General features: G+C 60.1%; 26 protein-coding genes and 2 tRNA genes. 15 read left to right on the top strand and 13 right to left on the bottom strand.

The window, feature by feature from the left end:
- The first annotated feature begins 219 nt into the window (after positions 1 to 219).
- The 3 genes from FGU65_RS08885 to speD all read left to right on the top strand — a co-directional run bounded on the left by FGU65_RS08885 (position 220) and on the right by speD (position 4,491).
- Entirely contained in the window at positions 220 to 2,562 is a 2,343-nt protein-coding gene (locus FGU65_RS08885) for an ATP-binding protein (RefSeq protein ID WP_301664092.1), read from the top strand.
- 63 nt (positions 2,563 to 2,625) lie between these two features.
- Entirely contained in the window at positions 2,626 to 3,222 is a 597-nt protein-coding gene (locus FGU65_RS08880; protein WP_301664091.1) for a DNA polymerase ligase N-terminal domain-containing protein, read from the top strand.
- A gap of 822 nt (positions 3,223 to 4,044) precedes the next feature.
- Entirely contained in the window at positions 4,045 to 4,491 is a 447-nt protein-coding gene (gene speD / locus FGU65_RS08875; RefSeq protein WP_301664090.1) for an S-adenosylmethionine decarboxylase, read from the top strand.
- Positions 4,492 to 4,669: 178 nt separating this feature from the next.
- Here speD and frhB read toward each other — a convergent pair whose 3' ends face one another.
- The 5 genes from frhB to mptA form a co-directional block, all read right to left on the bottom strand.
- On the bottom strand, positions 4,670 to 5,557 hold the full coding sequence (frhB, locus tag FGU65_RS08870; RefSeq protein ID WP_301664089.1) for a coenzyme F420 hydrogenase subunit beta: 888 nt from the start codon (positions 5,555 to 5,557) through the stop codon (positions 4,670 to 4,672).
- A 10-nt stretch (positions 5,558 to 5,567) separates the two neighbouring features.
- The gene (gene frhG, locus FGU65_RS08865) at positions 5,568 to 6,329 is read right to left on the bottom strand and encodes a coenzyme F420 hydrogenase subunit gamma (protein WP_301664088.1); all 762 of its coding nucleotides are present in this window, start codon (positions 6,327 to 6,329) and stop codon (positions 5,568 to 5,570) included.
- Positions 6,330 to 6,378: 49 nt separating this feature from the next.
- The gene (gene frhD, locus FGU65_RS08860) at positions 6,379 to 6,978 is read right to left on the bottom strand and encodes a coenzyme F420-reducing hydrogenase, FrhD protein (RefSeq protein ID WP_301664087.1); all 600 of its coding nucleotides are present in this window, start codon (positions 6,976 to 6,978) and stop codon (positions 6,379 to 6,381) included.
- Positions 6,979 to 6,989: 11 nt separating this feature from the next.
- On the bottom strand, positions 6,990 to 8,357 hold the full coding sequence (gene frhA, locus FGU65_RS08855; protein ID WP_301664086.1) for a coenzyme F420 hydrogenase subunit alpha: 1,368 nt from the start codon (positions 8,355 to 8,357) through the stop codon (positions 6,990 to 6,992).
- A gap of 228 nt (positions 8,358 to 8,585) precedes the next feature.
- A complete protein-coding gene (mptA, locus tag FGU65_RS08850) occupies positions 8,586 to 9,524 on the bottom strand; it encodes a GTP cyclohydrolase MptA (RefSeq protein WP_301664085.1) in 939 nt (312 codons plus the stop codon).
- 129 nt (positions 9,525 to 9,653) lie between these two features.
- Here mptA and ilvC point away from each other — a divergent pair, with 129 nt between their 5' ends.
- From ilvC to FGU65_RS08835, 3 genes are read left to right on the top strand one after another with little or no spacing between them, the layout of a single operon-like run.
- Entirely contained in the window at positions 9,654 to 10,643 is a 990-nt protein-coding gene (ilvC, locus tag FGU65_RS08845) for a ketol-acid reductoisomerase (protein WP_301664084.1), read from the top strand.
- A gap of 56 nt (positions 10,644 to 10,699) precedes the next feature.
- Positions 10,700 to 11,188 (top strand): flavodoxin family protein, encoded by a 489-nt coding sequence (locus FGU65_RS08840; RefSeq protein WP_301664083.1) that lies wholly within the window; start codon positions 10,700 to 10,702, stop codon positions 11,186 to 11,188.
- Positions 11,189 to 11,230: 42 nt separating this feature from the next.
- Positions 11,231 to 11,608, top strand: coding sequence for a DUF2703 domain-containing protein (locus FGU65_RS08835; protein ID WP_301664082.1), 378 nt, complete (start codon positions 11,231 to 11,233; stop codon positions 11,606 to 11,608).
- 320 nt (positions 11,609 to 11,928) lie between these two features.
- On the opposite strand, the gene purL is transcribed toward FGU65_RS08835, so the two are convergent.
- Entirely contained in the window at positions 11,929 to 14,007 is a 2,079-nt protein-coding gene (gene purL / locus FGU65_RS08830) for a phosphoribosylformylglycinamidine synthase subunit PurL (protein WP_301664081.1), read from the bottom strand.
- 90 nt (positions 14,008 to 14,097) lie between these two features.
- Between purL and FGU65_RS08825 the strand changes: the two genes are divergently transcribed.
- Positions 14,098 to 14,715, top strand: coding sequence for a translation initiation factor IF-2 subunit beta (locus tag FGU65_RS08825; RefSeq protein WP_301664080.1), 618 nt, complete (start codon positions 14,098 to 14,100; stop codon positions 14,713 to 14,715).
- 36 nt (positions 14,716 to 14,751) lie between these two features.
- Here the strand turns inward: FGU65_RS08825 and FGU65_RS08820 are convergent, their stop codons facing one another.
- Genes FGU65_RS08820 through FGU65_RS08795 form a run of 6 tightly spaced genes read right to left on the bottom strand, consistent with a single transcriptional unit; the run spans position 14,752 to position 19,771 of the window.
- On the bottom strand, positions 14,752 to 15,369 hold the full coding sequence (locus tag FGU65_RS08820) for a class I SAM-dependent methyltransferase (RefSeq protein ID WP_301664079.1): 618 nt from the start codon (positions 15,367 to 15,369) through the stop codon (positions 14,752 to 14,754).
- Positions 15,370 to 15,377: 8 nt separating this feature from the next.
- Positions 15,378 to 15,662, bottom strand: a complete 285-nt coding sequence (locus FGU65_RS08815; protein ID WP_301664078.1) for a DNA-directed RNA polymerase subunit L — start codon at positions 15,660 to 15,662, stop codon at positions 15,378 to 15,380.
- 54 nt (positions 15,663 to 15,716) lie between these two features.
- A complete protein-coding gene (locus FGU65_RS08810) occupies positions 15,717 to 16,436 on the bottom strand; it encodes an MBL fold metallo-hydrolase (protein ID WP_301664077.1) in 720 nt (239 codons plus the stop codon).
- Entirely contained in the window at positions 16,433 to 17,728 is a 1,296-nt protein-coding gene (locus FGU65_RS08805; protein ID WP_301664076.1) for an ATP-binding protein, read from the bottom strand. The genes FGU65_RS08810 and FGU65_RS08805 overlap by 4 nt, the downstream gene beginning before the upstream one ends.
- 43 nt (positions 17,729 to 17,771) lie before the next feature.
- Positions 17,772 to 18,647 carry a type II methionyl aminopeptidase gene (map, locus tag FGU65_RS08800; protein ID WP_301664074.1) on the bottom strand — a complete coding sequence of 292 codons (876 nt, stop codon included), beginning with the start codon at positions 18,645 to 18,647 and terminating at the stop codon, positions 17,772 to 17,774.
- Positions 18,644 to 19,771: a M24 family metallopeptidase gene (locus FGU65_RS08795; protein WP_301664073.1), complete on the bottom strand. Its 1,128-nt coding sequence runs from the start codon at positions 19,769 to 19,771 to the stop codon at positions 18,644 to 18,646. Before FGU65_RS08795 ends, map begins: the two co-directional genes overlap by 4 nt.
- Positions 19,772 to 19,830: 59 nt before the next feature.
- Here FGU65_RS08795 and FGU65_RS08790 point away from each other — a divergent pair, with 59 nt between their 5' ends.
- From FGU65_RS08790 to FGU65_RS08780, 3 genes are all read left to right on the top strand, one after another.
- Positions 19,831 to 20,061: a hypothetical protein gene (locus FGU65_RS08790; protein WP_301664072.1), complete on the top strand. Its 231-nt coding sequence runs from the start codon at positions 19,831 to 19,833 to the stop codon at positions 20,059 to 20,061.
- Positions 20,062 to 20,116: 55 nt separating this feature from the next.
- The gene (locus tag FGU65_RS08785) at positions 20,117 to 20,416 is read left to right on the top strand and encodes a hypothetical protein (RefSeq protein ID WP_301664071.1); all 300 of its coding nucleotides are present in this window, start codon (positions 20,117 to 20,119) and stop codon (positions 20,414 to 20,416) included.
- A 37-nt stretch (positions 20,417 to 20,453) separates the two neighbouring features.
- Positions 20,454 to 20,526: transfer RNA gene (locus FGU65_RS08780), tRNA-Asn, on the top strand.
- A gap of 299 nt (positions 20,527 to 20,825) precedes the next feature.
- On the opposite strand, the gene FGU65_RS08775 is transcribed toward FGU65_RS08780, so the two are convergent.
- A complete protein-coding gene (locus tag FGU65_RS08775) occupies positions 20,826 to 21,584 on the bottom strand; it encodes a glycine betaine ABC transporter substrate-binding protein (protein WP_301664070.1) in 759 nt (252 codons plus the stop codon).
- 617 nt (positions 21,585 to 22,201) lie between these two features.
- Here FGU65_RS08775 and FGU65_RS08770 point away from each other — a divergent pair.
- The 5 genes from FGU65_RS08770 to FGU65_RS08750 all read left to right on the top strand — a co-directional run bounded on the left by FGU65_RS08770 (position 22,202) and on the right by FGU65_RS08750 (position 24,831).
- Positions 22,202 to 22,276: transfer RNA gene (locus tag FGU65_RS08770), tRNA-Ile, on the top strand.
- Positions 22,277 to 22,436: 160 nt separating this feature from the next.
- Positions 22,437 to 23,486, top strand: coding sequence for an AI-2E family transporter (locus FGU65_RS08765; protein ID WP_301664069.1), 1,050 nt, complete (start codon positions 22,437 to 22,439; stop codon positions 23,484 to 23,486).
- 77 nt (positions 23,487 to 23,563) lie between these two features.
- Positions 23,564 to 23,944, top strand: a complete 381-nt coding sequence (locus FGU65_RS08760; RefSeq protein WP_301664068.1) for a SpoIIAA family protein — start codon at positions 23,564 to 23,566, stop codon at positions 23,942 to 23,944.
- Between the two features lie 20 nt (positions 23,945 to 23,964).
- Positions 23,965 to 24,396: a hypothetical protein gene (locus FGU65_RS08755; protein ID WP_301664067.1), complete on the top strand. Its 432-nt coding sequence runs from the start codon at positions 23,965 to 23,967 to the stop codon at positions 24,394 to 24,396.
- Between the two features lie 24 nt (positions 24,397 to 24,420).
- On the top strand, positions 24,421 to 24,831 hold the full coding sequence (locus tag FGU65_RS08750; RefSeq protein ID WP_301664066.1) for a SpoIIAA family protein: 411 nt from the start codon (positions 24,421 to 24,423) through the stop codon (positions 24,829 to 24,831).
- The last annotated feature ends 70 nt before the right edge of the window (positions 24,832 to 24,901 follow it).

Genomic DNA, 24,901 nt, shown 5'->3' with positions numbered 1-24,901 from the left:
ATATGCCCGCACAATACTCTTCGAGAGCGAACGTCATTTCGTTAAAACTAATTGGCTTTCAGCAGAACTATGAGACAGGGACCGGCAGGCAAAAGCTGCATTTCCCGTCCCGTTGCGCGTGCAGGCGTCGGCCGATATGCAATATCGGAACCGACGAGCGAGCATACAACCCGTTGGTGAACATCCGTGTCGACAGATCTTCCAGCAGCACTGAGAGCATTGCACTATTCAGAGACAGACATCCCTCGCCTCACCGAGGCATTCCCACCCGCCGTTACCGAATACCTCGAGGACTTCTCAGTCCAGGAGATCCGCGACATCGTCGAGACGCTTCTGTATGTCTACATCGCACAGAACAGCTGCTATCAGCAGGGGAGAGGGCAGGGCGTGGTCGAGCAGAGTTGTTTTGCCTATACCGCAGGTCCACTCTTCGCCCTGCGAGAGGTCGGCCTCATCGAAGAACGCTCCTGGCACGGCATGACTATCATCCGGATTACGGCGGCGGGCGAACGGGTTGCCCTGCCGCTCATGGACGCGCGGCACAGAGATCTCGAGATCGATACGCTCGTCCGGTACATCCACCCGGCCGTCCCCATCCTGCTTGCCGGGACGGTGAAGGGATCGTACGTCAATAAGACATTCCCGGCATCCCTCCCCGAGAGCGAACGGACGTTCGTCGGGTTCCTTCTCAACAATAACCCGATGCTCTTCGAGGAATGCGAACAGTTCGCATCCCGGTTGAGGCAAGCGGGATGCGCGGTTCTCGCATACGCATATGACCTCGACAGCTGCCGGGCGGATGGGACGGCATACGCATTCCCGCCGGAGTTCACCCATATCCTGAAAGATGTCCTGGAAGCGATCGATCCTGCCGTGCGCGACCACTATGACCAGCGGTTTGGGGAGTTCTACGCCAGATACACCGCCCTGCGTTTTCTGGCAACCGGAGAAGACCAGGATATGATCCGGAGCTCGGCGGCGGGCCGGAGGGAACTTGTGCGCACACTCGACTATCTCGGGGATGCGGTCTATATCCTCGAGCACATCCCCCGGAATGCAGAGGACACTCCGGCCAGGTTCATGATCCGGGACCGTGCGCTGTGCGAGACTCGCCTCGAGGAACTCGGCCGGGTGCTCATGCGCGAGGTTGCCATGGTGCTGGATGGTGAAGCCGGGTGCGGCGAGGCCGACAGCTCTGCCCGGGACCTTCCGAAGCCTTCATCGACGGCCGTCATCCCCGGCGAGATCCCGGATATGGGCGGCGATATACCCTCCGGAGCGATGTCAGTTCCGGATATCCCGACCGTAAAAGAGGATGCTGCCGTCGAAGAGGATGAACCGGAGAGAGAAGATGCGGCGGCAGATGTGGTCGAAACGGCACCGGTGTCCACTCCGACCAAAAATCGAAAGAGAAATCAACAGAAGGCGCCTCTTCCGGAGAAGAAACCTCCGTTTATGCCGGCCGCCGACCTGCCGGTGCCGGCACCGGGCGACGACCTGGACGTTTTCCTCGGCTATACCGGGGAGGGAGAGATAGTGCGCTGGTCGCCCGGGAAGCTGAATAACGGGCATATGATCATCCTCGGCGGTTCGGGTGCCGGGAAGACCGAGACGATCCGGTGCATCGCCGGGGAACTGAACGCACGGCAGATGCCGGTTGTGCTGCTCGATTTCCACGGCGATATGGCGGCAACTTCGGGAGCGCTCCGGTCGTACAAGATCAAAGAGGGCAGCGCATACTACTTCAACCCGCTCGAACTCGACACCGATATCGACGAGATCACTCCGCTCCGCGCAACCTCAGACTTCGTCGACGCCATCTCGATCAACTTCCCGACCCTCGGCATCCAGCAGCGGCGCAAGATCAAGAATATCATCAAAGACTGCTACCGGATGGGCGGCATCACCGCAGACCCAGAAACCTGGTCGCGCAGGCTTGACTTCGACGATATCGAACGGGAGATCATGGACTGCGAGGACGAGGCGATACCGGCATACCTTGAGGATATCTTCGATTACAAACTCTTCTCGGGCGACGAGAAGATCTCAATCCCCACCATCCTCTCCGGCGGCGTGACCCATATCAACCTCAACGCCCTCCCCGAGAGCCTCCGGTACCTCTTCGCCGATCTCTTCCTCCGGCGGATCTACTACACCCTCCAGGCCACGGGGGAGATCCCGCGGGGAACGAAAGACGAGAAGGAGAAGTTCCGCCTCTTCGTCATCGTCGATGAGGCAAAACTCCTGGTGAGCCAGAAGAGCGGCTCGAAGACGACGGTCAAGGCCGTCCTGAACAAGTACGCCACCGAGATGCGGAAGTTCGGTGTCTCGCTCATCCTCGCCTCGCAGCTGATAGCACACTTCAACGAGGAGATCCTGGCCAACATTGCCGTGAAATTCTGCATGCGGGCGGAGAATAAGAAACAGGCACAGGAGAACGCCAAGTTCTTCGAGGTGGGCGAGGCCGACCTCATGAACTTCCAGCCGGGAGAAGGGATCCTGATCATCGGCTCCGAGAGGTTGAATGTCCGGATTGTTCCGGCTTCTGAGCGGCACCTGTAGACAGGGCAATACTTATCTGCAGGGATGAACACCCCCCCTGGTACGACCGGAGAGACGATGCCGATGGCAGACGAGGATACACTGAAGGAGTACCACGAGAAGCGAAACTTCGCGCGTACGCCCGAACCCGTTCCCGGAGAGGAAGAGGCAGGCAGGCGCCCCATCTTTGTGATCCAGAAGCATGACGCCAGCACCCTGCATTACGACCTCCGCCTGGAGGTTGAGGGCGTGCTCAAATCCTGGGCGGTTCCGAAGGGGCCGTCGACCGATCCGAAGGAGAAGCACCTGGCCGTTCCCACCGAAGACCACCCACTGGAGTATGCCGGGTTCGAGGGCGTCATCCCGGAAGGGGAATACGGAGGCGGCACCGTCCTCGTCTGGGACACCGGAACATACCGCAACATCACCGAGAAGAGCGGGAAGGAGATACCGGCTGCCGAGGCGATCGCAGGCGGCCATATCGCAGTCCGGCTCGAAGGCGAGAAGCTCCGGGGAGGATACGCCCTCACCCGCTTCAGAACCGGGAAGAGTGAAGCCTGGCTGCTCGTCAAGATAAACGACGAAGCGGCGAATCCGCACAGGAACCCCGTCACCACCGAACCGCGATCCGTCCTGACCGGCCGATCGCTCGAAGAGATCGCGGCGGGCAGGCAGGCATGACGCAAAATAGGTGTCGCCCGGACCGGGACGGGGACAGGGAGCGGTCTCCTGAGATCCCGCCCGAGATGGGGGAGTACATCTGCCCTGTTTGCGGTAGGATCTTCTCCACGCATGCCGAGCTCCACCGGCATGTCCAGAGGGAGCACCGCGACCGGCCGAGACTTGCGTAGCCGTTCGCTGCTGGCACTCCCCGAGGGCTGGATAGTCTACAAGAACCGCGTTGTGTACCAGGATATCCGCTCACCGGACGGTTTGCAACACCAGAGAGTGCGGGAGGGGTTGCGGCACGCCACCGTGTTTCCATATGAGGGTTTCTCCCGCTCCATCCGGCAGAGGGAAATCAACCCAAAAATAGATGCCCGAACCGGAACCGGTAGTCATCGGGCGCATCCGACCGTGCGGGGGAACAAAACCCGGTGCAGTCTTAAGACAAGGATAGAGCCACTCGAAATCGCCGGATTCCAGGGAGACAGGTCACCCGCCGCCGGGATACGGATCGTTTTCACAAGCCGCAGAACACTCGAAAAAGACCGATGAGGTCATCGCTGGCACAGAAAAGGCATAGCTGTAAATTTGCATAATTTGTATGAAATTTTAGATGTATAACGCACACTCAACGGCAAAGAAAACGCGGAAAGTCATTTTTTGTAAAATAGGCCAATATTTAGCCATCAATTCCTCGAGCCAGACGGGATACACAGAGGTATTGCGAAATTACGGGATTAAAATCATTTCCTCAACAAAAAAATTTAAAACCTGAACCGATAACAACTACTTAGATCATTTCGATCGGATGGATTCCTCCTGTAGGTGAAAAGTACTATGGAAAGCAATGTTATGGTAAACAGTGCCGCGGCAAGAAGCTCTCCGGCAACAACGTTGAACGATCAGGAGATCATCGCCGAGTACCGGCAGCGCGGCAGCTGGGGTCTCTACATGAGCGTCGACCTGAAGGACTGCGACCCCGCAGCGATCAGAGATGCAGAGAAGATCCACCAGTTCGTCGTCGAACTCTGCGACTTCATCGACATGAAACGCTTCGGCGAGCCGCAGATCATCCACTTCGGCCCGAACGAGAGGGTGGCCGGGTACTCCATGACCCAGCTGATTGAGACCTCGTGCATCACCGCACACTTCGCAAACGAGACGGATGCGGCATACATCGACATCTTCAGCTGCAAAGAGTACGGACCAGCAAAGACCGCTGAGTTCTGCAAGACCTTTTTCGACGCAAAGTCGGTCACCTACAACGTGTTATTCAGAGACTAGCCGTTCCCGAATTCTCACCCGGATTTAAAAAACAGAATCACTTATTGAGAGCAAAGCCTCTCTCTGTCCGGCGTGAAGGATGGATCCGTCGGATCCGTCCGATCGCATTCTCCTTTCCGGAACAGTACCGATAAGCCGGGACGGATGGCTCCTTGAAAGGAATAAAAAAAGTGTGTATTTAGGGAGTCTCGTACGGGTTCCTGAGTGCCTTCGGAGTCCCGTCCGCCTTGAGACCGAACGATTTGCGCTCGTCGACGTGCTTCTGGTTCTTCGTGATCTTCTCGGTTGCGAGCTTCTTCACGAGGTCGAGACCGGGCTTGACACCTTCCATGTCTTTGGTCTCGAAGAGGCCGGCCGCCATTGCGCCGTCCCAGACCGCGTTACCCTTGTTCGAGCGGACGAAGACGGTGCTCCATCCATCGGGGCTTCCGACGGAACCGGTCGAGATGTCGGCGAGGTTGGCGACGTAGTCGAGGCAGACGTGACACCCGGGCTGTACATACTTGTGGATGTACTTCAGGGGCATCTGGCTGACTGCACCGCGCTCGGTGTAAACCGTGAACTTGCCCTTGCCGATGTCCATCTTCTTCACGGACTCCATCTTCTGGTTGCAGTGGTCCTCGACGATCGCCTCGAGTGCCTGGTAGGAGAGGTTCTCCATACAGTAGATACCGAGGACGAGGGCGATCTTATCGTCGACGTCACGCATCCCGATCGGGTAGAGCTGGGCCTTCCGGGTCGCCTGCACCTGGCAGGGCGTCCCGACGATACCGACACGGTCAAGACCGTAGGAGCGGGTGGCCTCCTTGATCAGCTGCAGGTTCGGGCTGATGGTGTACCGGGTTCCGGCAGCTGCCAGGAGCTCGGCCTTCGTGGTCACGACCATGGGCTCCGGCTTCCAGGGCTCGTCGCTCGGGCCTGCAACGATGGCACCGTCGATGATGCCTTCCTCGAGTGCATAGGCGAAGAGCGTGGTAACAATACCTCCGTCCTGGGCCTTCTTCTGGATGTCCTTGTCTGCCGCACGCGCGGATATGACGGACTTGTAGTTGCCGAGTACGTCCATTTTGGTCACCTCACTTCATAGCTCCGTTGATGGCATCGATGATGCCCTCATAGTTGTTCATGACGTCGAAGTTGAACCAGCTCCGGGGGCACTGCGAGTAGCAGGCGCCGCACTTGATACAGAGGTCCCGGTTCACGTTCGGCTTGCCGTACTCCATCGTGATGGCACGGACGGGGCAGGTACCGGCACAGGTACCGCATCCCATGCAGAGACCCTGGTTGATGACGTCGTACATCAGGTCGCAGCCGCAGGCCTCGTTGCCACGCTGTGCGAGCTGCATCAGCGGCGTCAGGTACGCGGTTGCGAGCGCCTTCTGCTCGTCGTTGCCCTTCAGGAGCAGGTAGGCCATGACGGCGATGTTCCTGATTGCCTGGGGGCACGGGGGACAGGACGGCAGGTACAGGTCGACGTCCACCACTTCGCTGATGGGGACGAAGGCTTCCTGTCCGGGCTGGTTCCACTGACCACCGCGGCAGAACCGGGTGATATTGCCGTATGCCGCACAGGCACCGTAGGCAACCAGGACCGCCGATTTTGCTCTGGCTTCTTTGAGTTCCTCTACCGAGATCTCGTCGTTCAGACAGCACGATCCCTCAACAAGGCACACGTCCATCTCAGGGACGTGGCGCACATCGACCAGCGTCAGGGCATAGACCAGATCCGCATAGTCGTCGAGCAGCTTGAAGAGACCCTCGTAGTTGTCTGCCAACGTCACGAGACATCCCGTACATCCGCTCAGGTGTAATTCACCAATGGTAATCTTATCTGCCACAGGCTTCTCCTCCTTAAGTTCCATTTCCACCTTTTCTTCGACACTTACATCAGAGGGCTTCATTGCAGGTTTCGTCTGCGGCGGACTCGCCGTCTGCACCGGCTCCGGTTTCCCCGGGTCCTTCTGCTCCGGCTCGTCGCTGGATTGCCCCAAGATGATCCTTTTGATGGTTGATAGCAGCCCCATAATTAACCCCAATTTCTTCGAGTACAATACGTACCGTTTTGGGAATGGCCCTTTCAACCTCCTCAGTGAGCCCTAACTCATACTCATGGCTAACGCGCTTCGGCTGGCACCCGACGATCGTGATGTCAATAACGTCCTTTAATCGCTGCAGCGGCTCGGACAGGTCCCACGAATGGGCGTCACGATACGTCCCGGGCGGCAGATGCTCCGGCTTGAGCTTGGTGATGTCACCGGGGTTCGCACCGAAGTCGGTAGTGTCCACGATGATGAGCTTCTTCACCGGAATCTCCGCATCCTCCATCAGAGTAAAAAGGAAATGCGGAGCACCGAGCCCCGCATCGATCACCTTGATATTGTCGGGCAGTTGCAGCTTCTGGAGCTCCTCCACTACAGCAGGTCCGAATCCGTCGTCTCCGAAGAGCGGGTTTCCACACCCTGCAATCACGATCTCGCGGAATAGCATGCGCGTAACACTCACTGAATGAGTTTCTGGGCCACTATCCTCTTGTCCTCGTCGACCACCAGCATGTGTGTGGCACACGACACGCAGGGGTCATATGCACGCATTATGACCTCGGCAAGCCGCCAGGGCGCACCGGTCAGTGCACGGCTGCAGGTGGGGAAGTTCCAGGTCGTCGGGACGAGCAGCGAGAAGTACTCGAGGCGGCCGTCTCTGACCTGGGCAAGGTGAACGTCCGTTCCGCGGGGAGCCTCGTTTGCCGCCCATCCGAGCGAACCGTCACCCTGCGGGATGTTGTCCGCAACGACCTTTCCGGAGGTGTTCAGCGCCTCGCAGGCCTCGATCATGCCATATGCGCAGTCGGGGAGCTCCATCTGCCGGGCGATCTGCAGACCCATGGCACCCTTCTTGTCGTAGTTCCTGAACTGGACCAGACGGGCACGGGGTCCGACCTCGACGGGCTGGCCGTCATAGAGCGGAACGCCGGTGCAGGCCTGCATCTGTGGCCAGGTCTTCGTACCGACTGCCGTGGTACCGCCGATGGGGTAGTTCGGATCCTCCTCACTGACTTCCATCTCTCCCATGTACCAGTCCCAGGGGCGCACTTCGGTGAAGCGCTCGGGGTACCAGGTGGGGTTGTCGTCAAGGCTGGAGCTGCCGTACATCGGGGCGGTGGCCATGTAGCCCTGGTCGTGGTAGCCGAGGTCGTCGGGGACAGGCACCTGGGCACCGCCGACTTCTACGTAGTCGCGGTTCTGGAAATCATTGAAGACCGCGATCATGAACTCCATCTGCTCCTGAGCAAGCACCCGTGCTTCCTTGGCAAGGTCGTAGATCTTGGCCTTGGCGCGGGGGGTGATGTTCATGTACATACCGCCGACGCGGGGGTTGCTCGGGTGGATTGCCTCGCCGCCGACGATCTCGCCGACCGTCTGGCCGATCTCACGGAGCCGCTGGATGCGCAGCGCAACGCTCCTCACGGGCTCTTCCTTGGTGAACGGGTTGATCTTGGTCTCCGTCCCGGGGATGTACATGTCCGGCAGGGACAGGATATTGTGGATCGCGTGGCTGTGCAGCCTGTTGGCACACTGCAGGATGTAGCGCAGCAGTTTCGCGTCCTCAGGGATCTCACACCCGATCGAGGCCTCCATGGCCTCGGTTGCTGCGAGCGTGTGGGCAATCGGACAGATACCACAGACCCGAGATGCAATCTTCGGGACCTGCTCCATCGTCTTGCCGAGCGCGAGCTTCTCAACGCCCCGTACGGGGGTGATACTAAGCCAGTCTCCACGCTCGATGATGCCTTCATCATTGACTTTCAGGACGAGCTTAGAATGGCCCTCGTGTCTTGTAGTTGGGGAAATCTCTACAACTTTCGACAATTATATCGCCTCATTCCGATATTTTGGTGTTCACATTGCTATGCCGGTGTTACCACACAAATCTGTACAGTAAAACGTACGAGGTACGTCAAAAATCATTATGAAGAATACAGAGTTTATACCTTTCGTTTTATGACAAAAGGAAATAGCAAAATAGGCCGGAATAGTGTTACGAATTAGTAAAATACAAATTCGTAATATAAAATATGTTTTATATTTTGAGCGATATTAAACAATATCCCCCAGTTCTCCGACGAGCTCGGCGATCGTGGCCTTGCGCTCTGCGTATGCATCATGCTGGTGAATACTCTCTTCATTCGTCTGTTTTATCGTAACGACGGAGTCCCCGGCGAGGTTGCGGAACTGCGCGATGACCTTCTTGGCCATCTCGCGGACGCAGTCTTCCACGAACCGCGGGTTCTTGTGCGCCTCCATGACGACGTAGCTCTCGTCCCCGCGCTTGAGGAGTTCGTATATCCGCGCGCTCATCGAGTCTTTCAGGATCTTGATGATCTTTTCGAGGCTGACGTGCTGATCGTCGTCGGTCTCGATGGCAAGGAACCCTTTTCCCCGCTGGTTGTGGGACGCCATCGGGACCTCCGCCAGGAACCGCTGGATCGTCTCCTCCTCAACCCCGAGCCCGGCAAGGACATGCGTGGCATGATCCTTCATGATGTTCTGGGCACAGGGGCAGGCGGTCATCCCGGTCACTTCTGCGCCGATACTCTTCCTGATGATGGGAGACTCGTCGTTTCGCTGAGCTACGGCGCTCGCGTGGACGTTCACCACTTCCTGGCAGCTCGTCTCGCTCACCGGAGTCTCACGGCGGACCATAAACTGGCTCACCATCAGCACCTCCGTCCGCTCCGCATACTCATGACGATCAAGCAGCCGCCGGGCAACGACGCTGCAGAGGTTTTCGATCTCCTCTACCTCACCGTCGGTTGCCTGCTGCAACACCTCGTCGATAACCTCGAAGTTCCGTGAGAGGTTCGCACCCTTCAGGCTTCCCGGCAGGTCAACGAAAACATCAAACGTAGATATGAATATGACCGGCCGTTTACCGGGACGTGCAACTTCGACGAGTTTTTTGACGTTTTTCACGCCCACCCGTGTCAGGTTGATCCGCACATCCGGGCAGGTCGATTGAACATCCGGTAATTCCATTGCAAATCCTCAATAGATTATCGATAAACAGGTTCACAACTATGAACCTTAAAATAATCTATTAAGAAAATCGACCCTTGTCTCATATAATATTTATCAACCCTGGCGCCGATATGATTCTGATGTCGTATGGTACAGAAATACTACGAATCTGATGCAGATCCCCGCGTTCTTGAGGGGAAGACCGTAGCCGTCGTCGGCTATGGGTCCCAGGGCAGGGGTCAGGCACTGAACCTGCGCGACTCCGGCCATCGCGTCGTCATCGGCCTCCGGCCGGGTGGCAGCTGGCAGAAGGCATCCGAGGACGGGTTTGACGTCTACACCGTAGCTGAAGCAGTGAAGCTCGCGGATGTCATTCAGATTCTGCTTCCTGACGAGCATCAGGGCGCGGTATATCGTACCGAGATCCTGCCGAACCTCGTCGAGGACAACTGCCTGATGTTCTCCCACGGGTTCAACATCCATTACGGCCAGATCGTGCCCCCGCCGGACGTCGATGTCATCATGGTCGCGCCGAAAGGGCCCGGGCACATGGTCCGGCGGACCTACGAAGAGGGGAAGGGCGTTCCGGCGCTCATCGCCATACACCAGAACTACACCGGCAAAGCCAAGGAGATCGCACTTGCCTATGCGCAGGGGATCGGGGCGACCCGGGCAGTCGTGCTGGAGACGACGTTTGCCGAGGAGACCGAGACCGATCTCTTCGGGGAGCAGGCGGTGCTCTGCGGCGGCGTGACCTCGCTGATCAAGGCAGGATTTGAGACGCTCGTCAACGCCGGCTACGCCCCCGAAATGGCGTACCTGGAGGTTCTGCACGAACTCAAGCTGATCGTCGACCTCATTTATGAGGGTGGGTTCACCGGGATGCGGGAGTCGATCAGCAACACCGCCCAGTACGGTGACCTGACCCGCGGCCCCCGCGTCATCGGCCCCGAGGTCTACATGGCCATGGAGGAGGTGCTCGAGGAGATCCAGAATGGCGAGTTCGCCCGCGAATGGATGCTCGAGAACCTGGTGAACCGTCCGGTCTTCAACGCCCTTACGCGGGCGGACGAGGAGCACCTCATCGAGCAGGTCGGCGAGGAGATCCGCGATCTCATGCCCCAGTTCAGGAAATAACCCCCATCTTTTTCCCGGTCGATACCGGTATATACTCTCCGGGACTACCACAGGACATGTCCGTCTGCATTGTCTACCATTCCGAAACCGGGAACACGCGCACCGTAGCCGCGCGGGTCGCCCGGGAAACCGGCGGCAACCTCATCGAAGTAAAAGACCTCGCAGGCTACTCAAAGGCAGGAATGTACCTCAAAGGTGCTCCGAAGGCCATGCGGGGCGAGAAAGCCGATATCGAGCCTGCCGTCATCGACGTCTCCGGCTACGACACCATCGTCATCGGCAGCCCGGTCTGGGCGTTCAACCCGACACCGGCGATCAACGCCGCCGTCGCCGCCCTGCAGGGTATCGAAGGAAAGAGAACGGTCGTCTTCTGCACCTCCGGCGGGATGCCCGGCAGGACGCTGGAGACGGTGCAGGCGATGCTTACAGAGCGGGGCGCCATCGTGCGCGGAGCGGTCTCGTTTACGGAGCGGGATGTCCAGAAGACCGAGATGGTGAACGCCCTTGTCGACCTCGTCCGGCCGCGGCCGGTCAGCAGCGTATAAACGGCAGAACCATCTTCCTGCAACACAAGATGAGATGAGCATATGAAGGAGAAACTCGTCATCGAATGGAGATACCCGGAAGACCGGCCAGGGACGCTCGCGGTGCGCTGCGGCAATGCCGGAGCGGTGCTCCGCGGCACCCTGGCCGAGATCGCCACGCTTCTCGAGATGGAGGGGATCGCCGTGAGCATCTTCGAGACGCCCGTCCCGGCAGGGGGTAGCCCGGGCGTCCTCTTCAACGGAATCCCGCTCGAAGACCTCACCGCCGGAATGGAGGTTCCCGCAGCCCCCGAATCCCCCTGCGCCTCCTGTGCCGGGTGCGAGGACGAAGGGGCGTGCCTGGAGGCGCTCGAAGGGGCAACGGCGGTGCCGCCCGACCTCATCGGACGGGCTGCGCTCAAGGCGCTTGAGACAGAATAGAATAGAATAGAGAGATACGAAAGACATTTTTTGTGAGCGGCTGAAAACGCCTGCTGCTCATTTTCCAGACACTGCGGAATGTCGATCGGGGCTATCGAGGGATTCTCTGAACAGTGGGCCTTGGGGGCGGGGACAGGGGAGGGGGCCGGCCCCCTCCCCTCAAAACCCCTCCTCCGCATGCGATTGCCCCCACGGCACACTGGATCCGGGTGCCACAACGGTCAAAACTTTCCAACAGGTAGGCGCATGGACCCCATACCAGACCCATGCCCGGCGAGAACCCTCTCTGGCCGAACCAGAGCAAAAAAGAAAACGCGGGATCAGTAACGCATGATCCGGGTCGTGGTCGCGAGCGCGGTCTCGAGCTCCTCCGGCGTGATGGCAAAACTCGTCCCGTCCCAGGCGACGGTGAGGGCATCGCCGCCGACCTTGCCGATGACACGGTGCTGCTCGACGCCGGCGAGGGCGGACTCGTCGCGGCAGGCAACCAGGAACCGGCCGTAGGTCTCGGCGAAGAGCTCCTCCAGCGGATCGCCGGCGAGCTCGACCCGTGACTGCGGTGCGAGTTTCGCCAGCGCCGCCAGGAGACCGCCGCGTGAGAGGTCGGTGGCGGCGGTGACCACCCCGCTCCTGCCGAGGTCGCGGACGACCGCCACGACCGCAGGATCGGCGAGGGCAGGCGCCATGCCGCCGCAACCGGTCACGGCATCGAGCACCGAACCGCCGAATTCGGGTCGCGTAGCGCCGATGAGCATCAGCAGGTCGCCCTCCTCCGCCGGTTTCCAGCGGCGGACCTCGTCGCTCTTCCCCGCCATCCCGATCGAGGGCGTGGGCTTGATCTGCGTATTGAACTCGTCGCTCTCGTTGTAAAGCGAGACATTGCCCCCGACGATCGGGATGCCCATCGTCCGCGCCATATCCCCGAGTCCGAGGACTGACTGCTCGAGCTGCCAGGAGATCTCGGGGTGCACCGGGCTTGCGAAGTTTAAGCAGTTGACGATGCAGAGCGGCTCGGCGCCGACACAGGCAAGATTGCTCGCGTTCTCGATGACCGTGTTCGCGGTGCCCTCGTAGGGTTTCAGGTAGATGTGGCGGGGGTTGCAGCCTGAGGAGAGGACAAGCGCCGCATCCTCCAGGCGGAGCACCGCGGCATCGCGGCTGTGGGAGACCGTCTGGAGCTGCACGTCCTTGTCGTACTGCTCGGTGACCCAGGTCTTCTCCGCCACGTCGGGGTGGGCGAGCACCCGCAGGGCGAGCTCTTTGACCGGGGTCGCCGGACGGACAAACGCCGTCTCCGCCTGGTAAGGGCGCCGCTCCCAGGGACAGAGCGGGGCGCCGGAGACGAGGAGGTCGATCGGGATGTCCGCGACCGTCTCGCCGTGGAAGGTCACGACGTAGCGGGGTTCGGCGATGACCTCACCGATATCACTCCACGAAAGATCGTACTTCTCGGCGATCGCCCCCATCAGAGCAACATCCTCAGGCTCCACCTCAAGCAGCATCCGCTCCTGCGACTCGGCGAGCATGATCTCGCGGGCGGTCATCCCGGTCTCCCGGAGATGCACGCGGTCGGCGTGGATGACGGCGCCGAAAGTGCTCGCCATCTCGCTCGACGCCCCGGCAAGCCCGGCGGCACCGAGGTCGCGGCACGAGAGCACCTTCCCGATCTCCGCCATCTCGAGGATCGCCTCGATCAGCAGTTTCTCGGTGAAGGGATCGCCGACCTGCACGCTCGGCCTATCCTCCGCCTCGGCATCCTCGGCAAGATCGCGGGATGCGAACGACGCTCCGCCAAGGCCGTCACGGCCCGTCGACGACCCGACGAGGACGAGACGGGTGCCCGGCTTCTTTACCCGGGCGGTCAGGAAGCGGTCAGGATGGACGGTGCCGACACAGACGACGTTGACGAGCGGGTTTCCCGCGTAGCAGGGGTCGAACCCGAGATCGCCGCCGACGACCGGGACACCGATGCAGTTGCCGTAGTCACCGATGCCGCTGACCACGTGCTCGAAGAGGTAACGGTTCTTCTCCGCATCGAGTGTCCCGAAGTAGAGCGGATCCATCAGGGCTATCGGACGGGCTCCCATGGAAAGGACGTCGCGGACGATGCCGCCGACGCCCGTGGCGGCTCCGTCGAAGGGATCGACGTAGCTCGGATGGTTGTGGCTCTCCATCCCGATAGCAATGGCACAGGTATCACTGAACCGCACGATGGCAGCATCGTCCCCGGGCCCGAGCAGCACGGCCGGCCCCTCGGTCGGCAGCGTCTTGAGGAGGGGGCGCGTGGAACGGTAACTGCAGTGTTCACTCCAGAGATTGTCGAAGCAGGCGACTTCAACGTCGGTCAGATCGCGCTGAAGGGTTCTTCGCAGCAGTTCAAGGTCCTGAACCGATACCATGTAAAAAAGGTGAGGCTGCTATCTACATAAGCATGTTCACGAGCTCGTGCAGGCAACCATTTATTGTTGCAGCAGCGCCCATGTATACCTATGACCGCCTCATACGAAGACCTTCTGAAGAAGGCATATACCAATATCACCGAACCGACCGAGTCGGAGGAGCGGTTCACCATTCCGACGCCGCGCGTCTTTATCGAGGGCAAAACGACGCTGCTGGAAAACTTCGCCGAGATTGCGAGCACGCTCCGGCGCGACCAGGACCACCTTATGAAGCACCTCCTCTCCGAACTCGGGACTGCAGGCAAGATCGACGGGAACCGTGCAATCTTCAACGGCAAGTTCGAGCAGGAGCAGATCAACACGATCATCAAGGGCTACGTGGACGACTATGTCATCTGCTCCGAGTGCGGCAAGCCCGATACCCGCCTCGTGAAGGACGCCCGGATCCTCATGCTCAGGTGCGACGCCTGCGGCGGCCATAGACCCGTGCGGAAGCGGAAGGCAACCGTCGAGGCATCCGAGTCGTCGAAACTGACCGAAGGCGCCGTTCTCGACGTCACGATCCAGTTCCTCTCAAAGCGCGGCGACGGTGTGGTGAAGATCGATCGCTACACGATGTATGTTGCAAACGCAAAACCGGGCCAGACTGTCAAGGTCAGGATAACGCGGGTCGCAGGCTCGATCGTCTTCACCGAGCGTGCGGACTAAAAAAAACGATACTTTTTTCAGGGATTTTTCCCGTCTTCAGCATTTCCGGATCTCCACCCACCATCCTGCCTCCTCCTCGCGGATGCGGGATGCGGCGACACCGCTCTTTTCGAGTTCCTGGAAAAGAAGGGAATGCGGCAGGCTGCCGCTCCGGCGCTGCACGTCCTCGTCCCAGTGCGGGTTTCGCCTGCGCATCTCCGCAAAGATTTCATCGCGGAGCGGCGCAGATCCGAAGCTCCCACCGACGTAGGCGACGCCGCCGGGGCGGAGCACCCGCTCAATCTCGCGGAACGCGCAGGATCGGTCGCCCCAGAAGAAGACGGAGCCGCGGCTGACGGCAAGCGCGATGCTGTCCGCCTTGAGCGGCATCCGGTGCACATCGGCCAGAACCGGACAGATGCGGGTGGAGAGTCCTTCTTCTGCGGCGTTCCGCCGACAGATCGCCGCCATCGCGGGGTCGCTGTCGAGGGCGATGCAGGAGAGATTGCTTTTCCGTGCAAGAGCGAAGCCGAGCAGGCCCGGGCCGCTCCCTATGTCAAGAGCCAGCCCGTCCCGTGCCCCCGACCACCCAAGCAGACGGTCCGCAATGACCGGGTATATCGGTGCGAAGACCTCCCGTGCGATCCGGTTGAAGCCTTCGGGACTCCCGCCCATCGTCGCTCTTACTCGGTAGCCACGGTCTCGAGCTCGTGGAGCAGCCCGGTGGCGTAGCCGGAGAGGCGTTTTGCGGCGTCGACCACCGCATCGAGCGGCGCACGGTCGCCCTTCGTGGTGACGACGAGCTCGGGGTCGGAGAACTTGAACTGCTGCTTATACTGCGCTACGTCCACGGCAGGATCTTTCAGCAACTCATCGGTCAGAACGTTCATATAGGTATTGCCTTCGCCTTCGAAGAGAATCCGGGTCTTATTCTCCGAAAGTTCCAGTACTTTGATCTTGACGGCCATATCCTCCTAGGTATGGGAGCAGGAATGGCATATAAGTATGGGTGAGCACGCCGGCTACCACCGGAAGCATTCCATATCGTGACCTGCGTTCGGCATCCCGAACGGAACAAGATGGCTCATATGCACGATGCGGTAGTCCCGGGCGCCGGCCGACTCGGCGAGTTCGACGGCGTCGGCATAGTTCATGTGTTTGTGGATGGTGTAGCTTTCAGGAGCGATGCCGTCGACGAGGAGGAGATCTGCACCGCAGAGGAGGTCGAAGCTTTTTTCAGGAATATCCTTGCGGGTGTCGGATGTGTAGGCGATCACGACACCGTCGTGCTCCATCCGGATGCCGCAAGTATACACCGGCGGATGGTTCACGACAAAAAAGGTGCAGGTAACCCCGAAGAGGTCGAAGGGGACGTACGGCTCGACGGGGTGGGGCGTGAGGGGGAGGAAGTGGAGATGCTGCATGCAGTACTCCGCCACCGGCGGGGGGGCGTAGGCAGGCGGCATCTCCTGCACCCGGTAAAACTCGCCGTAACCGATGAAATGGTCATAGTGGCCGTGCGTCCAGACGACCGCGTCGATGTGAGGAGAGCAGCACCGCAGGAGCTGCTGCCGGAGGTCCGGCGAGGAATCAATGAGGATGTGCCTGCCACCAACCTCGAGGAGGAGAGATGTCCGCAGCCTGCTCTCGCCCGACGCCACGGCCTGGCTGCAGGTCTCACAGTCACACCCGATCTTCGGCGTCCCGATGGCATCTCCGGTACCGAGCAGCGTGAGCATCATGCGTACGCCGAACCCGCACCCCTGATGACGTTGCGCTCCTCGACCCGCAGCAGCCCGAGCTCGACATCTTCAGGCTCGATCCGGTGGCGGCCGCTCATCAGCGCCGATATGATGGCCTCCTTCATCATCATACGGAGGTCCGATCCCGAGAAGCCCTCCGTCCGGGCGGCGATGTCCGCAAAGTCGCAGTCGCAGTCGACGGCAGAGCCGACTTTTACCAGGATCTCCCGCCGCATCTCCTCGTCAGGCAGCGGAAACTCGACAATCTCATCGAACCGCCGCCACGCCGCCTCGTCAAGCAGGCGCGGGTGGTTTGTCGCCCCGATGAGAAGGACACCGTTCCTGACGAAACTGATCTGGTCGATGTTCTTGAGGAGCATATTGACCGCCCGCTTCATGGCGCCGTGATCGTCTGATACACGGGTCTTTGCAACGAAGTCGAACTCGTCGATGAAGAGGATGCAGGGCGAGATCTTCTTGGCGAGCTCGAATATCCGGTCGATGTTCTTCGAGGTCTCACCGAGATACTGGGAGGTCACCATGGCGAGCCTGACCTCGAGGACCGGCATGTGGAGTTCACGCGACATGGCAAGCGCAAGGCTCGTCTTCCCGGTGCCGGGGGGGCCGACGAAGAGGAGTCTGCCGAACTCATAGATGCCGCGGGCTTTCAAGAAATCCCGGTGTTCGAGCGCGATACCGATCTTTTCGACGATCTCCGCCTGCCGGTGAGTACAGACCAGCTTCTCGAGCGAGAACTCGACCTCGTCGGGGGCGCTGATGATGATCAGGTCGCGGGCCTCCCGCATCTCTTCGCTCTCGCCGATCACCCGCGACACTTTTGCATCCAGGTATTCCTTGGTATCCTCGAACCGGGGATTGCGTGCCCGCACCTCGGAATACGTGACCGGGACGGAGTCGACGTTCTCAAGGAAGTAGGCGAGGACCGGGTTCTTCCCGACAAGAGGCATTCCCCCTTTCTTGAGGAACCAGGCCGCCGCCGGTTCGAGCGATGTAATGGAGAAGCGCTGCCCGAACTCCTCGTAGCCGACGAACGGATTCTTCCGTACTGCCGGGAAGGCTTCACCGCCGTCGAAGACTCTTCGAAGCGCCCCCTCACTCACGAGCAGGGGACGTTTCACATCCGGATTGCCCCCGCTGCCGGCGCCGAAAAGCGCCCGGCTCTCCGGATTCAGATCATTTATATCGAGATCCTGATGTGCATTGAAGATCTCCGCTGTGAGGAGGAACTCCATGATCTTCAGGACGTCGCTGTTACCCTCTTGTCCGGACATGGCAATGAACGTACCTATAGGGTCGCGGGATCGATAAGCATATCTACCGGGTTGTGACGACGCACCCGTCCCCGGTGACGATCATGGTATGCTCGGCCTGCGAGACGAACGAGGCCGGCATGTCATGCAGGACAGGATACGGCTGCAGCGTCTGCGAACGGAGGAGTGTGGCAAGCCCGATGTCGACCTTGTCCCCCTGCACCCAGCGGCGGGCGAACGGCAGGCCGCGGGACTTCCTTGCCACATCGAGGATGCGTTTTGCCGAGGGGAGCCTCGCGGGCTTCGTCGAGACCTGCCGGAATATCTCGGCCCGTGAACGTTCGGCGACCCGCCCGCTCCCGGTCGTGGCGAACGGCTCGATGGCAAGCACCATCCCCTCCTCGATAACCGCCCCGCCGACGATGCCGACGTTCGGGATGTTGGAGCCGGCGTGCAGGTCGTAACGGCCGAGGCCATGGCCGGTCAGGTTCGAGACAGGCCGGTACCCCCGTACCTCAATCTCGCGCTGGATCGCCGCCCCGATCTCCCCTGCGGTGATCCCCGGACGCACGGTTGCGATCGCCGCCTCAAGAGCGCTGCGCGACGCCGCAACAAGCGAGGCATGATCCCCGAGATCGACCGTCATTGCCGTATCGGCGATATAGCCGTCGAGGTGCACCCCGAGATCGATCTTCACCAGGTCACCGCGGGAGAAGATCCGGTCGTCACCGGGCATGGCGGTATCGTGCGCGGCGTCCTCGTTGAGGGAGACATTGAACGGGAAGGCGAGCTGTCCCCCTTCGTCAACCACCATCGCCTCGATGGTCTCCACGAATTCAAGAATGCTTCCTCCCTCGCGCACCATATCGGCACCGCGGCGGAGCACCTTCGCTGCGAGCGCTCCCGCGCTCATGTACTGGTCATAGATTTCGTCATTCATAGTTGGAGCTCCATTGGATAGCGTGTAAACCGGTCAAAACCGCCTGGGGAGACTGCGCCCATATCCTCGAGGCGGACGCCGCCGATCCCGGTGTAGTAGAGACCCGGCTCGACCGTCACCACGTTGCCGGCTGCAAGCGCCTCGCCCGTCAGCCCGAGGAAGGGCTGCTCGTGGACGTCGAGCCCGACGCCGTGACCGAGGGAGTGGACGAACCCCTGCGTGTCGGTCGCATACCCGCGTTCCCGGAAGAAGTCCACGACCTCCTGGTAGAGGTCGGCACCGCTCACGCCGGGCATGATGCGTTGCGATGCCATCTGCTGGGCGTCCCGCACCGCCTCGTACATCTCGCGGATCTCCGGCGACGGCTCTCCCTTCACGACGGTCCGGGTCATATCGGCGTGATACCCGGTCTGTTCGTCCTGCGGAAAGATATCGATGATGATCGGTTCTCCTGCGGCGAGCGGGCCGCTTCCCACGTGATGGGGAAGTGCGGTGTCGGCGCCGCACGCAACGATAGTGTCCGTCCCCCTGCACCCATGATCCAGCAGCAGCCTGTGCATCCCGGCACGGACGGCCTCGGAGGTGAGCGGGGCGTCACCGTGATAGAGGATGCCGCCTTTCGATCTCGCATTCCGGATCAGTGTCAGGGCGTGGTCCATCGCCGCCTCAGTCGCCCGCTGGACGGAGCGGATTGCTTCGATCTCATCGGCCGATTTGACTGCGCGCATCGACTCGACCGTGCCCGCATCGAGCAGGACAGGCGCGAACGACTCGATCTCGCGTGCCAGCCCCAGTGGGAACTGTTCCGGAACCAGCACCGCCCCTCCTGCCTGGGCGGCGATCATATGGGCGGTCGCCCGCAGCCTGCTCTCCCCCGCCGTGATATACTCAAAGAACCCGGCGGCGGACCGGGTGACGACCGCGGCGGCCGATTCGCGCACCGCCCGCTCGTACTCCATCTGCGGCACAATCAGGCGCCCTCGCTCACCGGGCTTTTTGATGAAGACGACCGGGTCCGTGATCTGCAGCCGTGTCAGGTAGCGCGTGTTCGCATCCGCCGAGGAGCCATACGCCACGTATGCGCACGCCCCTGCTTCTCTGATCGCCATATCCAGCATAGTCATCCCATCCTCTCTCCCGGTAAAACCACAAGTACTTTTACCATCATGCTCAAGTATGAATAATGGATGAGGCAACCAAGCAGGTTTTTAAAGGGAAGTTTGTCGTCCTGACGGTCATTCTGAATATCATCATCCTCTGTGCTGCGATGGCGGCCTTCGTGCTCTTCAGATACTCGTCAAGCACCACAGCCGTTGCCATCGCCGTCGTGCTGATAGCCATCGCACTGGTCTCATCGTTGTCGTTCCGGAAACGCTACGCCGCAACGAAACTCTGGCTGGACGAGCACGCATAAGGATAACAGAATTTTCGGAACAGGAACGAGGAACAGCGAGTATGGAACGGCGAGTATGCTTGAGAAACTGAAGGCCGAGATAGAGCGGGTGACCCGGCACCTCCAGGTGATACGGGCGGTCGCCGAGCACCAGCCCATCGGCATCATGAAACTATCGGACGTCCTTGACCTCCCCTACCACCGCGTCCGCTACTCGCTGCGGATCCTGGAGCAGGAAGGATATATCCGCGCCTCGCCGGCGGGCGCGGTAGCCACGGCACGCGCTGACGAACTGATCCGGGCTCTGGACGGCCAGGTCGACGAGCTGATCGAGCTCCTGCAGACGCTGAAACGGGAAAATTCCCGCAATCTTTAATAGCCTTCATGCCGACCTTGTTAGAGCACTCCGGTGTGCCGCCATAACTCAGTTGGTAGAGTGGCTGGCTGTTAACCAGCATGTCACAGGTTCGAGTCCTGTTGGCGGCGTCTTCCTTTTTTACATTCATACCAGTGACCAATTGTATTTCTGTTGGAGACCCCACGGTATACAGTTTGATACACGTTCCCTGCCCGTAACCCGTCCGGCATGTCGGGGACGAGGGAACGATCCTTGTCTACTTCCAAAATAAGGCTAAACTGCCACCCTTTTCAGGGTTTCCAACGAACTGCCGCGGGATTGGGCACGTAAACATTGCTGAACGGGGGGGCGTGCCAAACGATCTTCCACAGCATCTCCGGCCGGACGACCTGCTCGCCCCTCCCGCCGGCTTTAAAAAATAGGAGATTTATGCCTTCCCGAGCCAGGCGTCGACCTGGTCGTGATTCCCGGCGATCCAGGCAGCAGCGGCCTCATCTTCAGGGATGCCCTGCTCGATGGCGTACATCACTTCGCACATGTCATCGGCGGTCCAGTGGAACCGCTCGAGGATGGCGTAAGCTTCGGGCTTATCCTCCTGCAGGCCCAGGCGTGCGAGGGTTGCGATGTACTCTTCACCGCCGTAGACACCCTTCGGGTCGTCGAGGTACTTCAGGTCCCAGCGGGCGAACTTCCAGTGCGGCGTCCACCCGGTCACGACGACCCACTCCTCCTTGTCGATGGCAGACGAGAGAGTCGTGAGCATGCCGACCTCACTACCGGCGATGACCGTATAGTCGAGACCGTACTCCTCGATTGCGTCCTCGCTCTGCCCCATGATGCCGGCACCCGGCTCGATGCCGATGATCTGTCCGTCGAACTTGTCTTTGACGCTGTTCAGCTCATCGATCGAGTCGATGGTGACGTACGACGGGACAACAAGGCCGCAGCGCGTGCCTTCCATGTTGTAGCGGACGAAATCCATCTGACCCTCGTACTCGTTCATGTAGCTCCCGTGGCATGAGGGGACCCATGCATCGATGAAGCAGTCGACGTTGCCGCCGGCGACAGCCTGGAAGGCGAGACCGACGTCAACCTGCTTGAGCTCGACATCGTACCCGGCCTCCTCAAGGACCTGCTTCATGACGTTCGCGCTGGAGATAGCCGTTCCCCACGGGGTGTAGACCATCTCAATGGTTTTGGGTTCGTCACTTCCGTCTCCAGTCCCAGGACTGGTAGTTCCAGTGCATCCGGCACCGACTGTGCAGAGCACAACCAGAATGCCAACAATGCAAAAAAGACCTATACTCTTCAAATTCATGTAAAACACCGATTATTCCGTTTTCCGGCGTCCGGTGACACGCCAGAGTATGGACATATCTGCGTTTTTATTGAGACTATATATAGATTCGGACTCATGGCTATGCATCAAAATATGTTTCCGGCAAATAGGAGAGATATAGAGATTTGGAAAGAGAAAACAGCTCCAATAGAGAACTTCCTTTCCCAGGGTCGATTTATTCCAGTACCCTGCACAATGCGTCGATTTCGTCCTACGCCACTGCAGAGAAGTTGCAACCGGCCCGCATGATCCAGGTCGGAGCAGGGCACAGGAACCCGGCAGAGCGGAGCACATGCAACCGGGAAACGGAAGTCCGGGCAGACTCGCGGTGCCAGAGATGCCGGGGCCGCGGACGCTCAAAAATTTTTTATCCATTAACAGCAATCTGTATATGCATCGGGATTTTCGGGAAACGCAGAGCGCTTGTGCCGTTTCCACACAGACGTCCGGATTCTATCACATTTGGGCCCGTAGCTTAGTCCGGTCAGAGCGCCCGGCTCATAACCGGGCGGTCGTGGGTTCGAATCCCTCCGGGCCCACTGGCTTTTCCATCCGCATCACCGCTTCATTGTCGGCGACCGTACTCACTGCATCGTTCCACGCAGGCATCCCGGAGACGCATATCCCGGAGCGGAGCGCCGGGGAAGAGACCTACAGGAAATCTTACATACAGCGGCGGCGCATTACAAACATACGTCCATGACCGAGCGGAACCTCTCGCCTCCGGTTCGTTTTATCATCGTCGGAGCGGCAATCGTGATCATCCTGGCCGGCATCCGGGCCGCAACGCCGATCCTCGGCCCGCTCCTCCTGGCCGTCTTTCTTGCCATGATCACCACCCCACTCCTCCGGTGGCTGGTACGCCACGGTGTCCCGCCCCTCGCAGCGCTGGGAGTGATCCTCACGGGGCTCATTGCCGGCTTCCTTCTTGTAAGCGCATTCGTCGGGGCGGCACTCGTCCAGATTGTCAACGCGCTGCCCACCTACCAGGAGCAGCTGAACATCCAGCTCGCGCTCCTCGAATTGTTTCTGGCAGACTACGGGGTCGAACCTGCATCAATCCAGATATTCGACCTCATCGACCGGGGAATGCTGATCCAGCAACTGGCCGCCTTTGCAGGCAGTTTCGGCGGTGCTCTCTTCGATGCCATTCTGATCGTCATCGCCACGGGGTTCCTGCTGCTGGAGGCCTCCCATTTTACCGCCGATATCGAGCGCCGGTTCGGGACGGACAGCAGGATGCTGGAGCGGATCAGGCAGTCGAGCAGGCTCCTCATCGACTATATGATCGTCAGGACGAAGGTGAACCTGATCACCGGTGCGGGCGTCGCGGCGCTGCTCTATGTGCTGGGCGTGGACTTCGCCCTTCTCTGGGGACTTCTCACGTTTATTCTGAGTTATATCCCCTACATCGGCCTTGCCCTGGCGGCACTCCCGGCCACGGTGCTGGCGTGGCTGGAACTCGGGCTCCCCGGGGTTGTGATTGTCCTTGTCGGCGTGACGATCGTCAACGCACTCGCAGAGAATGTCCTCTTCCCCCAGATGGCCGGCCAGGGTCTCGATCTCTCCCCCTTTGTCGTCCTCTTCTCCGTCGTCTTCTGGGGGTTCATACTCGGCGGGGCGGGCGTCTTTCTGGCCGTGCCGCTCACCCTGGCGGTGAAGATGGTGCTCGAGGTCTGGGAAGAAACCCGGTGGCTGGCCGCACTGATGAGCTCCGGGAACAGCAAAGAGAGAGCGTCACAGAACTGACCGTCCGGCGGGACTCCGGTATGCAAGGCCGGTATGACCCGCAACCTATTTCTTCCCGCACTGATAGGGTGAAGAGCATGTTCGAGCGGATGGCCGGAGCCTCCGGGAGGATTGTCGGATATCGGATCAGCGGCGTGCTGACCGGGGAAGAAGCGAAGGCAATACTCATCCCGGAACTCGGCCGGGTTGCCACCACCTACGGCTACGCCCATCTGCTGCTGCACCTTGACCGGCTCGAAGGGGAGACACCCGAAGCATTCATTGAGGAGTTGAAGAACTTGCCCTTGATCAGGAAGATCAGGCGGATTGCCGTCGTCGGGGATTCGACCGCGGAAGCGCTGGCAGCCGCCATCTCCGATATGCTCCTGTCGCGCATCGACACCCGGATCCGGCATTTCCGAACCGGCGAGCTTCAAGAAGCATGGGACTGGCTGCACGAAGGAGGCGTCACTCCCTGATAGTCCGGGAGAGGGATCCGATGGAGCCGGCGGGAGAGAAAACCGTACGAGTCTACTTCCTTCTGGCACTTGTCCTGTTTTTTGCGGGCATCTTCACGCTGGTCGCAGCCTCATCTCCGCAAAAGGCCGATGACCGGTTCGACGACGCGCTCCTCGAACTCGATCAGGCACTCGTCGAGCTGGAGCATCTTGAGCAGAGAAACACGAGTACGGCGCCCTGGGAAGCGCGGGAGAAGGTCTCCGCTGCCGTTGAACACCTGCGGCGCACGGCCGAAGAGAAAGAGGTGGAGATCGATGAGATCGAGACGACCTACGCCGCCCTCGACCGAAGACTCGCGGCTCTCCCCGACGGCGCAAGCGCCCCTGAAGCAGCCGGAGCAATCGCCGATGAGGTTCATGCACTGCGGGTTGCATGGCACCGGCAGTATGCCAGCCCGTCCATACCTATATGACCCTCAGAGCACGAGTGGACGGGTATGATTGAACTGCTGTATGCGAGTGTCGGGAACATCATCGGCTTTCGGATCAGCGATCGCCTCACCGATCACGATTTCTCCGGGATTTTCCTGCCCTCCCTCAGACGGCTGCACGACGAATACGGCACGATTCACCTGCTGATCGAGATTGCGGGCTTTGAAGGCGAATCGCTGTCGCGGGCTCTGCAGGATCCGGCAGCGATGGCAGCCCTCGAATTTGTCCGGAGAGTGGCCGTCGTCGGCGATGAAAGCCGGGCAATCTGGATGAGCAGTCTGGTGCAGTCCTTCATCGGTGGAGGCGACACAGAGATTCGGCTCTTTTCCGACGAACAGGATGAAGAGGCGTGGAAATGGGTGAGTCTGGGAGGAGAGCACACCGTGACGACAGCAGCATCGTCAGGACGGCGTTAAGGGAGGAGAACGCCGGGAGATCCGGATTCCCCGGCAACACCCGAAATGCTTATCCCCCATCGTGCCAGGG

This window comes from Methanoculleus frigidifontis (assembly GCF_030464345.1).
Lineage (GTDB): Archaea > Halobacteriota > Methanomicrobia > Methanomicrobiales > Methanoculleaceae > Methanoculleus_A > Methanoculleus_A frigidifontis.
This window is presented reverse-complemented; position numbering and strand designations above follow the sequence as displayed.